The following is a 14,264-nucleotide window of genomic DNA, read 5'->3' as shown; positions in this document are numbered from 1 at the left end:
TATTTAAGGCACTCAATGAGTGCTGTTTTTTATGCAAAAAAAGACTAACGTTTATGAAGAACGACAGTAGATAGCGGTGTAATATATGGGAAAATAAAAATCCTCAAAGAATAGCCTTTATTGATAGATAGAAAGGAGATTAGCATGACAGTAGATCACATGCTATTTAACAATCTCAAATGGTTTAACATCAATGACGATTCAATCGAAATCAGTGCTAATAGCAAAAAATTCTTAGCCATTCCGACAGAAATCACTATACCGGATGGCTTTAAGGTTAACTTAGATACATCGATGTATGAATATAACGACGCGGACGGCTTTTGCTTGAAAGATGATCATACCGCTGAAGTTGTTGCTGTTGGGGAAGATGATTACATTGTTCATCCCCAGCAAAGTTGGTACTCTGATACGTATCGTGATAATAGCGAAGATGGGCGATTAGATGGTTACTATAAATACATTGCATGGCTCAAAGTACCAAAGAACCAAGCTAAAAATGTAAAATGGGGGGGTAAGCACCTCCTAAGCCACTTATATCAATGGTTTAGAAACCTTTACAGAATGGTGGTGATCGCATGATCGACCACCTTATTTTTAACGATCATAAGTTTTATCCAGATACTCAAGTTATTAAGGATTATGTTGATACCAGTTTAATTGGTAAGTCAATTACTTATAGCAAATATAAAATTGGTTGGCTAAAAGTACCAGGTGGATATGTGTCATTAAATAATTTTGACGATTCCGTAATTAGTTGGGCTACGCCATCTGACGTTGATAATAACATTGCTTCTACAGGCGAAATATTAGGTATTTCTATGGCTAAAAACAAAACCACGTATTATACCGTCTGGTTTGATCATACTGTCAATAGCGGTACAGGCGACGGATTATATAGAATGCTTATCAAAGCCAGTGACATCATGAAGCAAAATATGTCTGGCAACGGATTATAAAAAGTTAATAATAACCTAGCTCACGGGGCGTACCCGTGGGCTTTTTAATAGAAAGGAGCCAATTATGGCTGAAGAAACACAAAACGCACCAGTAGCAAGTGCTGAAACTGCTACACAAAACGCAGAAGTTGATACTTCTGTTAAGGCACAAGAAGAAAGTTTGAAAAAGAACTTTCCAACTTTGATTGGTTACTTATATATGAGCGACCCAGATAACACTAATCCTTTATGGCACCACTATGTAATGCCAGTTTTTGATGAAAAGGCATATGAAGAATTGCCATGGCACGTATACAAGGAACGTCCAAGCGACGACCTTGTTGACCCACTTTACTCAGTAAAGAGCGGTGGCTGGATTGAAAACGCTCATGATGCACAATCTCAAATCCTTGCACAAGCACAAGCTAAGATTGTCGAACTTGATAAATCAAAGGAACAACTTGATCAAACTGTTAAGACAGTACAAGAAAATCAATCAAATGGCACTGCACAAACCTTGGCATTGACCAAGTCAATCAAGGAATTGTCAGAAGGTCAAGCAAACCAAAACAAGTTGCTCGCATCAATGCAGACATTGATGTTACAAATGGCAAGCCAAAAGCAAGCTACACCAGCTCAACCATCAACTGAAACAACTGACACTAAGCAAGAAAACGGAGGTAACTAGTATGTCAATTTATGAAATGTTTGTACAAATGTGGGTATTGGATTTTCAAATGGGTCTTTTTGACAAGGACTACTTCCAAGGATTGGTTGAGAATGGTCAACTTACTTATGACGACTACAAGAAGATTGTAGGTGAAGCTTATGTTGCACCAACTACTCAAACCACACCATCTGCACAAGTTTAGTTCGCTAAACCGCTGGAACTTTATCAAAACTGGCCTGCTAATCGTAAGTCTTGCTGTCTGCTTCATAGTCGACCGGACTTACTTTTTTTATCCGCCGGCACTAGCACCAGCCTGGAACAACATGTGGGTGGATATTATCGGCTTACTGGCAGGTGTTGATTTGATTCTGTGCGGTGTTTTAGATGTACACATAGATATACTAGTCAAACTTGGTTTGGGCGTTTCAGTAGCGTTTCTGACGGTCCTGCTAGTTGCAGAAAGTTTCCACATCTTTGGAGCTGGATATTTCAGATTTCATCCTGTGGTCGTCTTCGAGATATATGCAATCATTAATCTTATGCAGATTGCTTATGAGTATGACCCACGAGGCTGAGAAAGGAGCTGATACACTTATGCAAGGTCTTAAAGACATACTTAGTGTACTAGCCCCTTTTGTGCTGGGATTATTTACGAGTTATCTAAGTGATAAGAGATCAACGAGACAGGACAAACACAGCTTTTTAGCAGATGACTATAAAGCTGTGCTTGCTGAAAATAGGGAATTGAGAAGAGAAAACAAAGAATTACGAGAGGAGTTAAATAACTATGAAACCAAACACTAGAATTTTAGATTATGTAACATTAGTACAAGATGGCGTTTTGACGCTTGATGATGTCCCACAAGACATCGCGAAAGAAGTAACTAAGTGGGTGCGCTACTTATCTGGCGTTACTGATAACGGTATGGTCAAGGACGACACACCAGCACCAACACCAACGGTGCAAAAGACTACACCAGACAAGCCCTTACTTCCAAAGGTAGGTGACTAGTCGTGTCAATGGAACAGCTTATGAATTATGCTTTGATTGTTCTGATCGTGATTGTAGCAGTATCGCAAGGCGTATCTACTGCACTGGATTTCTACATTAAAAAGATGACTGCATCGGGTAAGAAAGTGCCCGAACAAGTTGTGACTGTCAAAGAAGCGTCTGATGCTTTATACAGTCAAGCTAACAAACTGCTTGACCTTACAGGCGCAGAAAAAAAGAGTTGGGCTACTGACCAGCTCTTAAAGCAAAAACCACAGTTAACTAAGGAAGTGGCTGCAGGTATGATCCAAAAATCATACGATGATGCACAAAAGGAAATGGCTACACCATCACAAGATAATGAAACTGTTGAGCCAATTGGCTTTGTACAAGCAGAAGATGATGTAAAAAATGACTAAGACATGGAACGAAATCATCTTCGATTCTTTCGAGAAAGACAGAAAGAAAGGCAGTGAATCTGATGTCAAACTCAATCGTATTAAAGAAAAGTTATGGTGTGGACGTAGCCAGCTACCAAAGCACAACAGTTAATTATGCTGGTGCCAAGTTTGCTTTCGTAAAGCTTACTGAAGGCACAGAGTACACCAATCCTAAAGCAGAAGCACAAATTAAATCGGCTAAAGCTCATGGCCTAATGGTTATGGGCTATTTCTATGCCAACCATAGTGCTTCTGTGTCCAAAGCAATGGCGGAAGCCAAGTATGCAGTAGCTAAGGCTAAGGCATATGGCATCCCTGCAGGTAGCTATCTTGCAGATGATTGGGAGCAAGGCTCTGGCAACTCGGTAAATGGCAGTACGTCTACTAATACAGATGCTGTTCTTGCCGCAATGCAAGTTATCAAGGAAACTGGATATAAGCCTTTAATCTATTCTGGTGCTTACAATTTAAGAAATCGTCTAAGCATTTCACGAATTGTAAAATCATTTGGTACATGTCTATGGGTAGCATCTTATAAAGTAAGTGGTCGTCAAGATTATGCTGACTTTAACTATTTCCCATCTATGGACGGCGTTGCTATCTGGCAATTCACGGATAACTACCGTGGTCTAGGCGTTGATGGCAACATTTGCTTAATCGACTTAAAGACCAGTTCGAACAGTTCTAAGTCTAAACCAGCTAAAAAAACTACAGAATCGCTGTCTCAGCACCCCGTTGTTAAGTGGAACATTGGTGCTGTTGCAGTTGTGTCTAACGCCAAAGGAGCATATGTCTACACTAGTTCCAAACTTGATAAAAAAGAATCATCAAAGCTAAAACCTTGTGGTTCTGTCTGGCAAGTCTTCGGCTTGGAAAATGGCGCTGTTAAGGTTGGCAAGAACCAATACTTCGATGGCCGTGCCGTCTATGTCAAGACTAATCCGATCGCATACAACGATGCCAAACATGGCGTTGCCAAGATCGTGATGCCACATACTCACGCCTTAGATGCACCAAAGGCAGACGCTGGAAAAGTGTACGGCTTGGCTCTTAACTCAAAAATTGAGATTCAAGGGCGTGTCGGGCACTTCCTGAAAATCAAGGAGTTACACAAAGGCAAGCAGGTGTATGTCACAGGCAACCGAGCCTATATCGTATTATAATTAATTAGAATATTTATATGAGAGGAAGTGAAAAAATCAACCCCTCTAAATCTATCAAAGAAGCCACTCTGGGATTAAGTTCCTGGAGTGGCTTTTTTGTTTTGTCTCTTTTATAAGGAAGAAAAAAATAATTTACTGTTGCACAAATGTTGCACAAAAGGTTTTTAACTTAAATTTAGACAAAAAAATAGTCTACCAGATCGAAGATCTAATAGGCTTTTTTATTATTAGACACGAGTAACTTTACCAGACTTTAAAGCCTTGGTTGAAACCCAAACGCGCTTTGGCTTACCGTCAACAAGAATGCGAACTTTTTGAAGGTTTGGCTTCCAAGCACGACGAGCTGAGTTCATTGAGTGTGAACGTTTGTTACCGAATGTAGTCTTCTTACCTGTTACGTAATCTTTTGCCATTTGCTAAATCTCCTTTATTTGTGGTGTCATACTTAATTAGATTATCATATGTTTTGAAGCAATTCAACTCTAAAAGGATTTTTTTACAACGTATTTTGTTTATTGATTGAGTAAGTACTATGATAAAATAATAAACGTATACATAGATAATGAGACGGAGGACAAAGATGGCTGTTAAGATCAAGACAAAAGATGGTTTGATTGATATTTCAAACGGTGTAATTGCAACTGTTGTTGGTGGCGCAGCTACGTCTAATTATGGCGTTGTAGGAATGGCATCTAAGAATGCTATTCGCGATGGCTTTGACGGGATTCTTAACCGCGCCAACTATAAACGTGGCGTTGTTGTAAAGTCAGAAGATAATGAAATTACTGTTGACGTGTACATTATTGTTGGTTATGGACTTAAGATTTCTGAAGTAAGTAAGAATGTTCAAGACAGTGTTAAATTCAATCTTTCTAATCAATTAGGAATTAACACCAAAGCCGTTAATGTAATCGTTCAAAGCGTAAAAGTACTTGACGAATAACGTAAGCGGAGGTTTTAAATAGTGGTTTTAAATGAAATAGATAGTAAGCAATTTAGAGATATGGTGCGTGTTGCCACCCACAGAATTGGTAAGAACGCTGAGTTTGTTAACTCATTGAACGTGTTCCCAGTTCCTGATGGTGATACTGGTACCAACATTAATTTAACTATTGAAAGTGGGGCAAGAGCTGTTTCTGAAAATCCTAGCAGCAATGTTGGTGATTTGACTGAAAGCTTAGCTAAAGGAATGTTGATGGGCGCACGTGGTAACAGTGGTGTTATTACTTCACAGTTGTTCCGCGGCTTTTACAAAGCTACTCAAGGCATGAAGACCTTAACTGCACAAGAATTGGCTAACGCCTTTTCAAATGGTGTAGCTACTGCTTATAAGGCAGTAATGAAACCTGTCGAAGGTACTATTTTGACTGTAGCTCGTGTTGCTGCTCAAGAAGGTGCTTCTAAGGCTAATGACACTGATGATGTTACTGAAGTAATGAAGGCAGTTGTTGAAGGTGCTAAGAAGGCTCTTAAATCAACTCCAGATTTACTTCCAGTATTGAAGCAAGTTGGTGTTGTTGACTCAGGTGGTCAAGGACTTTTGTTCATTTATGAAGGTTTCTTAGAAGGTCTTCTTGGTGAAAACTTTGCTGATCAATATCAACCTGACGAAACTGAAATGGATGAAATGATCAACGCAATGCACCACCAATCTTCTGTACAAAGTCAATTAGCTACTCAAGATATCAAGAACGGCTACTGTACTGAAATTATGGTTGACCTTAACGCTGACGTGCCAAACAAGAAGAAATTCGATTTGGAAGAATTCAGAAAGCACTTGTCAGGTTTGGGCGACTCACTTTTAGCTGTATCTGATGGTGAAATTGCTAAGGTTCACGTTCATACCGAACACCCTGGTGATGTCTTCAAGTACGGTAGTCAATTCGGTCAATTAGGCAAGATCAAGATCGACAACATGCGTATCCAACACGAAAGCATCGTTGATCAAGATGAAGAACAACAAGAATCAGTTGACTTTGCTGTTATTGCCGTAGCTTCTGGTAACGGTATTAGAAAATTGTTTGAAAGCGAAGGCGTAAACAGAATTATTTCTGGTGGTCAAACAATGAACCCATCAACCCAAGACTTTATTGATGCAATCAAGAAGTCAGGTGCTAAGAAGGCAATTGTTTTGCCAAACAACGGTAATATCGTGATGGCTGCTAAGCAAGCTGCAGAAGTTAGTGACATTCCAGTAGGTATCGTACCAAGCAAGACTATCTCACAAGGTCTTACTGCAATGCTTTCATTTAACCCAGATGCTTCCGTTGATGATAACGTTGAAGCTATGTCAGAAGATCTCGACACTGTAGTTTCAGGTGAAGTAACTCAAGCTACTCGTGATACTGAAATTGACGACGTAGAAATTCACAAGAATGATTACATTGGTATCATCGACGGTAATATTAAGGTTGATAACGCTGATTTGATCAAGACTACTACCGAAATGATCGAAAAGATGCTTGATGAAGATTCAGAAATCATTACCATCATGTTTGGTCGTGATTCAAATGAAGAAGAAGCACAAGAAGTGGTTAGCCAACTTGAAGAAACACATGATGATCTTGAATTTGAAATTCATGATGGCGGTCAACCAGTATATCATTTCTTAGTATCAGTTGAATAAAATGTTAGATAATGCATTATTTGCTCCGGTAACAGATTTAAAAGGCGTAGGGACAAAGACTGCAGCTGATCTAGGAAGCTTAGGGATTTATAGTATTTATGACTTACTCTTTTATTTTCCTTTTCGATATGACGAACTTCAAACATTGCCGTTAGACCAAATCATGGATGGTCAAAAGGTAATGTTGAAAGGAATCGTAGCAACTGAGCCTTTTGTTAGTGGATTTGGATACAAGAAGAGCAGACTAAGCTTCAAAATAAAAATTGACCATGATATTGTCATGGTCAATTTTTTTAATCAACCGTGGCTGAAAAGTAAAATTGAAATTGGGCAAGAAGTTGCCATTTATGGTAAATACAATGTCGCTCGGCAAAGTTTGTCCGCCTTTAAATTTGTAGCTGCTAAAGAAAATGATAGTGGTATGGCGCCGATTTATCCAGTTAATCGACACGTAAAGCAAAAGAAGCTGATCAATTTAATTAATTTGGCTATTGATAGTTTCTTAGATCAGGTGCAGGATATTGTTCCAAAAGAAATCATGGAAAAGTATCGTCTGCTACATGATCAAGAAATTATTCAAAAAATGCATCACCCTAAAAATGGTCATGATGCTGAATTGGCTAAAAGAAGTGCGATTTTCCGTGAATTCTTCATTTTTGAATTGCAGCTGGCGTTGCTTGCAAATCATGATGGTAAGCAGCAGGGTTACCCTAAGAAATATGATTTAAAAGAAATAGCTAATTTGACTAAATCTTTGCCATTTGAGCTTTCTGATGATCAAAAGAAAGTTGTTAATGAAATTTTCGCGGATATGCACTCAGATGGTCAAATGAGAAGATTGCTTCAAGGCGATGTTGGCTCTGGTAAGACCATTGTAGCTGTTTATGCTATCTTTGCGGCAATTACTGCGGGCTACCAGGCTGCCTTGATGGTGCCAACCGAAATCTTGGCTACGCAGCATTTTAAAAAGATTGATAAGTTGCTGCGTCCACTTGGCGTAAGAGTAGCTTTACTTACAGGTAATACTAAAACACTCGAGCGCCGTGAAATTTATCGCGAGTTAACGGACGGAACGATCAATGTCGTCATTGGTACTCATGCTTTAATCCAAAAGAACGTCATCTTTAAAAAGCTAGGCTTAGTCATCATTGATGAACAGCACAGGTTCGGTGTTGGTCAAAGACAAGCTTTGATCAATAAAGGTGACAATCCGGATATTTTAGCAATGACGGCAACGCCAATTCCTCGAACTTTGGCTCTGACTGTTTATGGCGATATGACAGTATCTGAAATTCACCATCTGCCGGCTGGACGAAAACCAATCATTTCGGCTTGGAAGACTAGCAGCCAGATGAAAGACGTTTACAAGTTAATGTACGAGCAACTAGATCAGGGCTTCCAAATTTATGCGGTAACGCCATTGATTACAGAATCAGAAACTCTGGATTTAAAGAATGCTGAAGAATTGCATGAAAAATTAAGCCATGATTTTCCAGATCAGAATGTAGTGCTTTTACACGGACAAATGCCAGGAGCTAAAAAAGACGAGATCATGTCCGCCTTTGCTAGTGGTGAAATCAATATTTTGGTAACGACCAGCGTAATCGAAGTTGGAGTTGACGTAGCTAATGCCAACATGATGGTCATTTATAATGCCGATCGTTTTGGTCTAAGTCAATTGCACCAGCTGCGCGGAAGAATTGGACGTGGTCAAACACAAAGTTACTGTATCTTTATTGCAGATCCTAAGACGGATTCAGGCAAGGCTAGAATGAAAATTATTGCCGCAACCAACAATGGGTTTAAATTGGCTGAGGAAGATCTTAAAATGCGTGGTGAAGGTGATTTATTCGGTAAAGCTCAATCCGGTTTGCCGGAATTTCGCGTAGGTGATGTGGTCAATAATTACAATACGTTAGTAGTGGCCCAAAAGGTCGCCCGTGAGTTGGTTAAAGCAGATCCAGAATTAACAAGTCCGGAACATAATTCCTTAAAGCAAGTGTTAGAATATAAGCAATTAGAACAAAACAGAATTTAAAAAAGATGTGGTGAAAAAGTATATGAGAACAATTGCAATTGATGCCATGGGCGGTGAAAATGCCCCAGAAGCAATCATTGAGGCTGTTTTGAAAGCAAAAGGCGAAATGCCCGACACTAAATTTTTACTATTTGGTGATAAAGAACAATTGCGTAAATTAATTCCAGCTGATCAAATTAATGATCAATTGGGTGTTGTATCAACAACTGAAATTATTGAAGATGAAGATGAGCCGGTAAGAGCCATCAGAAAGAAAAAAGATTCTTCAATGGTGGTTGCCGCAAATTATGTTAAAGAAGGAAAAGCTGATGCACTTCTTTCATTAGGTAACACCGGTGCGCTTTTGGCATGTGGTATCTTTATCATCGGCCGAATTAAAGGCATCGTTCGTCCTGGTTTGATGCCAACGCTTCCTGCACAAAACAGTGATGATGGCTTTAACATGGTAGATGTAGGTGCTAACGCTAAGAGTAAGCCTGAATACTTGTTGCAATGGGCGCAAATGGCTTCTTACTATGCAGAAAAGATTCGCGGTATTGAAAATCCACGTATTAGCCTTTTAAATGTTGGTGCAGAAAGCGACAAGGGTGACGATGTTCACCAACAAGCTTATCAATTGCTGAAGGATAGTTCATTGAACTTTCAAGGAAATATTGAAGGTAACGAATTATTGCTTGGCAACGCTGATGTTGTAGTTACTGATGGTTTTACCGGCAATGCCGTTCTTAAAAATATCGAAGGAACTTCAAGCGTTCTTTTACATCTATTAAAAGACAGTCTTTTAAATGGTGGCGTCATGACTAAGCTTGGTGCTTTAATGGTCAGGGGTTCATTATCTAGCCTTAGATCAAAATTTGATACTGCTAAGTATGGCGGAGCTGTCCTTCTTGGTGTCAATGCACCAGTTGTTAAGACACACGGCCGTTCAGATGTAAGACCGATTTACTACACCTTGAAGCAGGTTGATAAAATGATTAAAGAAAATCTTGTTGAAGATTTTAAAGACGAATTTGCTTCAAAATAGTAAAATAATTTATTAAAATGGAGGATTATTTATATGTCAAAAGAAGAGATTTTTAATAAGATCAAAGATTTGATTGCTGAAAATTTTGATGTAGATAAAGACAAGATCACTGAAAGTACTAGCTTTACCGACGATTTGGATGCTGATTCAATTGACCTAGTAGAATTCATTTTGCAACTTGAAGATGAATTCGGCTCAGAAATCCCTGATGAAGAAGCTGAAAAGATTAAAACAGTTGGGGATGCAGTCTCATATATCGAGTCTCATCAAGGTTAATTTCCTAAAAAAAGCCGTGTAGTTATTTGCATACGACCAGCTTTGTGTTTATAATTAGAAAATAAATAGAAAAGATTAAACGGCTTTTAATGAACAAAGCCATAAATGGAGGAATGACCTTTGGAAAAGCAGAGTGATCTATTATTAGATATTCAGCACCTGCATACGGCGTACCGTTTGCAAGGGAAATTCTATGATGCTGCGGATGATATTAATTTGACTTTGAAGCGTGACGAAATTCTTGCTATCGTAGGCGAATCTGGTTGCGGTAAGAGTACTATCGCTGCAAGTATTATTGGATTGTATGACCATAAAAACACCAAAGTTACAGGTGATATTCTTTACAACGAATTGAACCTAGTTGGTTTAAATGAATCATTGTTTAATAAGATTCGTGGCGACAAGATCGGTATGATCTTCCAAGACCCACTAGCCAGCTTGAATCCTTTGATGCGTGTTGGTGATCAAGTAGCTGAAACTTTATACTACCATACGGATATGGATGAAAAGGCACGTCATGCACGTGTTATTGAATTGTTTAATCAAGTAGGTATGCCTAAGCCTGAAGAAATGTACGCAATGTATCCACACGAATTATCAGGTGGTTTGCGTCAACGTGTCGTTATTGCGATGGCTATCGCATGTAAGCCTGAAATCATCATTGCTGATGAACCAACAACAGCTTTGGATGTAACTATCCAAGCTCAAATTTTGGACTTGCTTGAAGACATTCAAAAGCAATCACACTCAGGTATTATTTTGATTACACACGACTTGGGCGTTGTGGCAGAAACTGCAGATGAAGTTGCTGTTATGTATGCTGGTCAAATCGTAGAAAAATCAGATGTAAAGACGATTTTCGAAAATCCTCTTCATCCGTACACAAGATCATTGCTTAATTCAATGCCTCAATCTGATGATTCAGATGAGGACCTCCATGTTATTCATGGTACTGTGCCATCACTTAAGAATATGCCACGTACAGGTGATAGATTTGCTGCTAGAATCCCATGGATTCCAGCAAGCGCTCATGAAGAAAATCCACAAGTACACGAAGTAGTCCCAGGTCACTGGGTAAGATGTACTTGCTGGAAGACCTTCCATTTTGAAGGCGAAGACGAAACGCAAAAAGCAGCAAGTGGGGAGTAGTATATGGGCAAAGAAATAATTCAGATTAAAGACTTAAAAGTATATTACCCAATTCGTTCAGGCTTTTGGAACAGAATTACTGATTATGTTCGTGCCGTTGATGGGGTTAACTTCTCAATTGGTGAAGGTGAAACCTACGGCTTAATTGGTGAATCTGGTTCTGGTAAGTCAACGACTGGTAAGGTAATTGTTGGTGTTGAAAAAGCTACTAGTGGTCAAATTATGTATAAGGGCCTAGACGTAACTAAGGCAAGCAATCGTAGAAAGCTTGACTACAACAAGGATGTTCAAATGATCTTCCAGGATTCAATGTCAAGTTTGAACCCAAGAAAGAGAATCGAAGATATTATCGCTGAACCAATTCGAAACTTCGAAAACTTGACTACTGATCAAGAACGTGATCGTGTACAAGAATTACTCGATATTGTAGGGATGCCTAGTGATGCGATTTACAAATATCCTCACGAATTCTCTGGTGGTCAGCGTCAAAGAATTGGTGTTGCTCGTGCGGTAGCTACGAATCCAAAATTGATTGTAGCCGATGAACCAACTAGTGCTTTGGACTTATCAGTTCAAGCTCAAGTTTTGAACTTCATGAAGCACATTCAACAACAATACAACATTGCATACTTATTCATTTCTCACGACTTAGGCGTGGTTAAGCATATGTCAGAAAATTTGGCGATTATGCACCGTGGTCGTTTGGTAGAACTGGGTAGCCGTGATGAAATTTACAAGCACCCAATTCATATTTATACTAAGCGACTTCTTTCCGCAATTCCTAGGGTAGACGTAGAACACCGTGAAGAACACAAGAAGCACCGTGAACAAGTCGAAAGAGAATTTAAGGAAAACCAAAGCAAGTGGTATGACGAAAATGGTCGTGTTTACCCACTTCAAAAGGTAGCTCCTAACCACTGGGTAGCTTTGCCAAAAGACATGGCACAAGAAGCTAAAATTGAAGAACGAGAAGAAAAGGAGAGTGATTAAGCATGTGGAAAACAATCTTACGTCGTTTATTAATCATGATCCCTCAATTGATCATCTTGAGTCTGCTCGTCTTCCTTTTAGCTAAGATGATGCCTGGTGACCCATTCAGCGGATCAATCAACCCTAACACTGACCCAAAGCAAATTGAAGCTTTAAGAAGAGCTGCAGGTCTTTATGATCCATGGTACGTGCAATACTTTAGATGGGTGGGCAACTTGTTCCATGGTGATTTAGGTACAAGTTACATCCAGCACGTTCCAGTAACATCATTGATTGCCGACCGTGCAAACAATACTTTCTGGCTTTCACTTTTGACTACAATTTTGACTTATAGTATTGCTATTCCTCTTGGTATCACTGCTGGTCGTCACCAAGATGAATGGCAAGATACTAGTGTTCAAATCTTTAACTACATTACTTTGGCAACGCCAGGGTTCGTATTCTATATCTTAGGATTATGGCTCTTCGGCTTTACTTTAGGTTGGTTCCCAATCTCAGGTTCAGTTTCAGCTAACGCGTCAGGATTCTGGGGCGTGCTTGGCAGTAGACTTTACCACATGATTTTGCCAGCAGTCTTGTATGCTTTGATTACTACTACTGGTATCGTTCAGTACTTGAGAACTGGTATCGTTGACAACAAGGTTGAAGACTACGTCAGAACAGCTCGCAGTAAAGGTGTTCCTGAAAATGTCGTTTTCCATAAGCACATTTTGAGAAACTCATTATTGCCAATCGCTGCCTTCCTTGGTAATACTATTACTGGTCTTCTTAGTGGTTCAATGATTATTGAAAGTGTCTTCAGTTATCCTGGTATGGGTAAGTTGTTCCTTGACTCAATCAGTCAACGTGACTACACCACTTTAACTGCTTTGATTCTTATCTTTGGTATTTTGACTTTAATTGGTAACTTATTGTCAGATATCATTATGAGTATTATTGACCCACGTATTAGAATTCAATAGGGAGGAGAGAAGAAATGGCTGATAAGAAGAAAGATACTGCTACAAAGAAAGCAAGTAAAAAAGACGCTACACCCAAGGCTACTCTCCCACCTTCTGGATTCAAGGTGGCTGTACGTGAAATTTTACGTTCTAAGTCTGCTTTAACAGCGTTGATTATCATTATTTTAATTTTGTTATTCACTTTTGGTGGTTCACTGTTCTTGAATAGAGCACAAATTACTGAAATGAATATCGTTGACGCATATTACGGTTGGGGCCAAGGTGGTCACCTTCTTGGTACTGATGATGGTGGTCGTGACATTTTGAAGCTACTCATCATGGGTGGACGTAACTCAATCATGATCGGTATCTCAGTTACTGTAATCACTGAAATCGTTGGTTTGGTAGTCGGATTAGTTTCTGGTTACTATGGTGGTGTTGTTGATGTCATCATCATGAGAATAGTTGACTTCATTCAAATTTTGCCACAAATGCCAATTATCATTGTTTTGACTACAGTTATTCCTAACTACAACGCTGTAACTTTGGTATTCTTGATCGCGATGTTCGGATGGACGACGACGGCACGTTATTACCGTTCATTCATTCTGTCACAACGTGGCCGTGACTATGTTTTGGCATCAAAGACATCAGGCTCATCTAACTTACAAATCATGTTCCGTGAAGTTTTGCCAAACATTACTTCAATGATTATCATCGACATTGTTTTAACTATTGCTGGTAACATTGGTATTGAAACTAGTTTGTCTTTCTTGGGCTATGGGTTGCCAACCACTACGCCATCACTTGGTACTTTGATTGGATTTGCTGATGACCCAGTTAACGTTATTAACCGTCCATGGTTATGGCTTCCAGCTACTATCTTGCTTTTGGTAATTTCCTTAAGTATTAACTACGTTGGTCGTGCTCTTCAACGTGCTGGTGACGCAAGACAACGTGAAAATTAATAATCTAATAAATATATTAAAACAGCTCTATCGCTTGATAGAGCTGTTTT

At 39.3% G+C, this 14,264-nt stretch carries 19 protein-coding genes; 18 read left to right on the top strand and 1 reads right to left on the bottom strand.

The window, feature by feature from the left end:
* Positions 1-144 precede the first annotated feature (144 nt).
* The 9 genes from LA20531_RS01510 to LA20531_RS01470 all read left to right on the top strand — a co-directional run bounded on the left by LA20531_RS01510 (position 145) and on the right by LA20531_RS01470 (position 4,202).
* Positions 145-582, top strand: a complete 438-nt coding sequence (locus LA20531_RS01510; RefSeq protein ID WP_056940072.1) for a hypothetical protein — start codon at positions 145-147, stop codon at positions 580-582.
* Entirely contained in the window at positions 579-959 is a 381-nt protein-coding gene (locus tag LA20531_RS01505; protein WP_056940071.1) for a hypothetical protein, read from the top strand. Before LA20531_RS01510 ends, LA20531_RS01505 begins: the two co-directional genes overlap by 4 nt.
* A 64-nt stretch (positions 960-1,023) precedes the next feature.
* Positions 1,024-1,626, top strand: a complete 603-nt coding sequence (locus LA20531_RS01500) for a hypothetical protein (protein ID WP_056940070.1) — start codon at positions 1,024-1,026, stop codon at positions 1,624-1,626.
* Position 1,627: 1 nt separating this feature from the next.
* Positions 1,628-1,810 carry an XkdX family protein gene (locus LA20531_RS01495; RefSeq protein WP_056940069.1) on the top strand — a complete coding sequence of 61 codons (183 nt, stop codon included), beginning with the start codon at positions 1,628-1,630 and terminating at the stop codon, positions 1,808-1,810.
* Between the two features lie 121 nt (positions 1,811-1,931).
* The gene (locus LA20531_RS11470; RefSeq protein WP_236704152.1) at positions 1,932-2,183 is read left to right on the top strand and encodes a hypothetical protein; all 252 of its coding nucleotides are present in this window, start codon (positions 1,932-1,934) and stop codon (positions 2,181-2,183) included.
* 19 nt (positions 2,184-2,202) lie between these two features.
* Complete coding sequence (locus tag LA20531_RS01485) at positions 2,203-2,412, top strand: hypothetical protein (protein ID WP_056940067.1); 210 nt, start codon at positions 2,203-2,205, stop codon at positions 2,410-2,412.
* Entirely contained in the window at positions 2,396-2,620 is a 225-nt protein-coding gene (locus LA20531_RS01480) for a hypothetical protein (RefSeq protein WP_056940066.1), read from the top strand. The genes LA20531_RS01485 and LA20531_RS01480 overlap by 17 nt, the downstream gene beginning before the upstream one ends.
* Positions 2,621-2,628: 8 nt before the next feature.
* On the top strand, positions 2,629-3,018 hold the full coding sequence (locus LA20531_RS01475; RefSeq protein ID WP_056940120.1) for a hypothetical protein: 390 nt from the start codon (positions 2,629-2,631) through the stop codon (positions 3,016-3,018).
* Between the two features lie 62 nt (positions 3,019-3,080).
* On the top strand, positions 3,081-4,202 hold the full coding sequence (locus tag LA20531_RS01470; RefSeq protein WP_056940065.1) for a GH25 family lysozyme: 1,122 nt from the start codon (positions 3,081-3,083) through the stop codon (positions 4,200-4,202).
* A gap of 227 nt (positions 4,203-4,429) precedes the next feature.
* Here the strand turns inward: LA20531_RS01470 and rpmB are convergent, their stop codons facing one another.
* Positions 4,430-4,615 (bottom strand): 50S ribosomal protein L28, encoded by a 186-nt coding sequence (gene rpmB, locus LA20531_RS01465; RefSeq protein WP_056940332.1) that lies wholly within the window; start codon positions 4,613-4,615, stop codon positions 4,430-4,432.
* Between the two features lie 167 nt (positions 4,616-4,782).
* Here rpmB and LA20531_RS01460 point away from each other — a divergent pair, with 167 nt between their 5' ends.
* The 9 genes from LA20531_RS01460 (at position 4,783) to LA20531_RS01420 (ending at position 14,214) form a co-directional block, all read left to right on the top strand.
* Positions 4,783-5,145: an Asp23/Gls24 family envelope stress response protein gene (locus tag LA20531_RS01460; RefSeq protein ID WP_003547910.1), complete on the top strand. Its 363-nt coding sequence runs from the start codon at positions 4,783-4,785 to the stop codon at positions 5,143-5,145.
* A 21-nt stretch (positions 5,146-5,166) separates the two neighbouring features.
* Complete coding sequence (locus LA20531_RS01455) at positions 5,167-6,828, top strand: DAK2 domain-containing protein (RefSeq protein ID WP_056940333.1); 1,662 nt, start codon at positions 5,167-5,169, stop codon at positions 6,826-6,828.
* A 1-nt stretch (position 6,829) separates the two neighbouring features.
* Positions 6,830-8,866, top strand: coding sequence for an ATP-dependent DNA helicase RecG (gene recG / locus LA20531_RS01450; protein WP_056940334.1), 2,037 nt, complete (start codon positions 6,830-6,832; stop codon positions 8,864-8,866).
* Positions 8,867-8,888: 22 nt separating this feature from the next.
* Positions 8,889-9,890, top strand: coding sequence for a phosphate acyltransferase PlsX (gene plsX / locus LA20531_RS01445; protein WP_013438183.1), 1,002 nt, complete (start codon positions 8,889-8,891; stop codon positions 9,888-9,890).
* 33 nt (positions 9,891-9,923) lie between these two features.
* Positions 9,924-10,166 (top strand): acyl carrier protein, encoded by a 243-nt coding sequence (gene acpP / locus LA20531_RS01440; protein ID WP_013438182.1) that lies wholly within the window; start codon positions 9,924-9,926, stop codon positions 10,164-10,166.
* Positions 10,167-10,286: 120 nt separating this feature from the next.
* Positions 10,287-11,315, top strand: coding sequence for an ABC transporter ATP-binding protein (locus tag LA20531_RS01435; protein WP_013438181.1), 1,029 nt, complete (start codon positions 10,287-10,289; stop codon positions 11,313-11,315).
* Positions 11,316-11,318: 3 nt separating this feature from the next.
* Entirely contained in the window at positions 11,319-12,305 is a 987-nt protein-coding gene (locus tag LA20531_RS01430; protein ID WP_013642166.1) for an ATP-binding cassette domain-containing protein, read from the top strand.
* Between the two features lie 2 nt (positions 12,306-12,307).
* Positions 12,308-13,267, top strand: a complete 960-nt coding sequence (opp4B, locus tag LA20531_RS01425; protein WP_056940335.1) for an oligopeptide ABC transporter permease — start codon at positions 12,308-12,310, stop codon at positions 13,265-13,267.
* A 14-nt stretch (positions 13,268-13,281) separates the two neighbouring features.
* Positions 13,282-14,214 carry an ABC transporter permease gene (locus LA20531_RS01420; protein ID WP_056940336.1) on the top strand — a complete coding sequence of 311 codons (933 nt, stop codon included), beginning with the start codon at positions 13,282-13,284 and terminating at the stop codon, positions 14,212-14,214.
* Positions 14,215-14,264: the final 50 nt, after the last annotated feature.

This window comes from Lactobacillus amylovorus DSM 20531 (genome assembly GCF_002706375.1).
Lineage (GTDB): Bacteria > Bacillota > Bacilli > Lactobacillales > Lactobacillaceae > Lactobacillus > Lactobacillus amylovorus.
The sequence above is the reverse complement of the archived record's forward strand: the minus strand, read 5'-3'. Positions and strand labels throughout refer to the sequence as shown.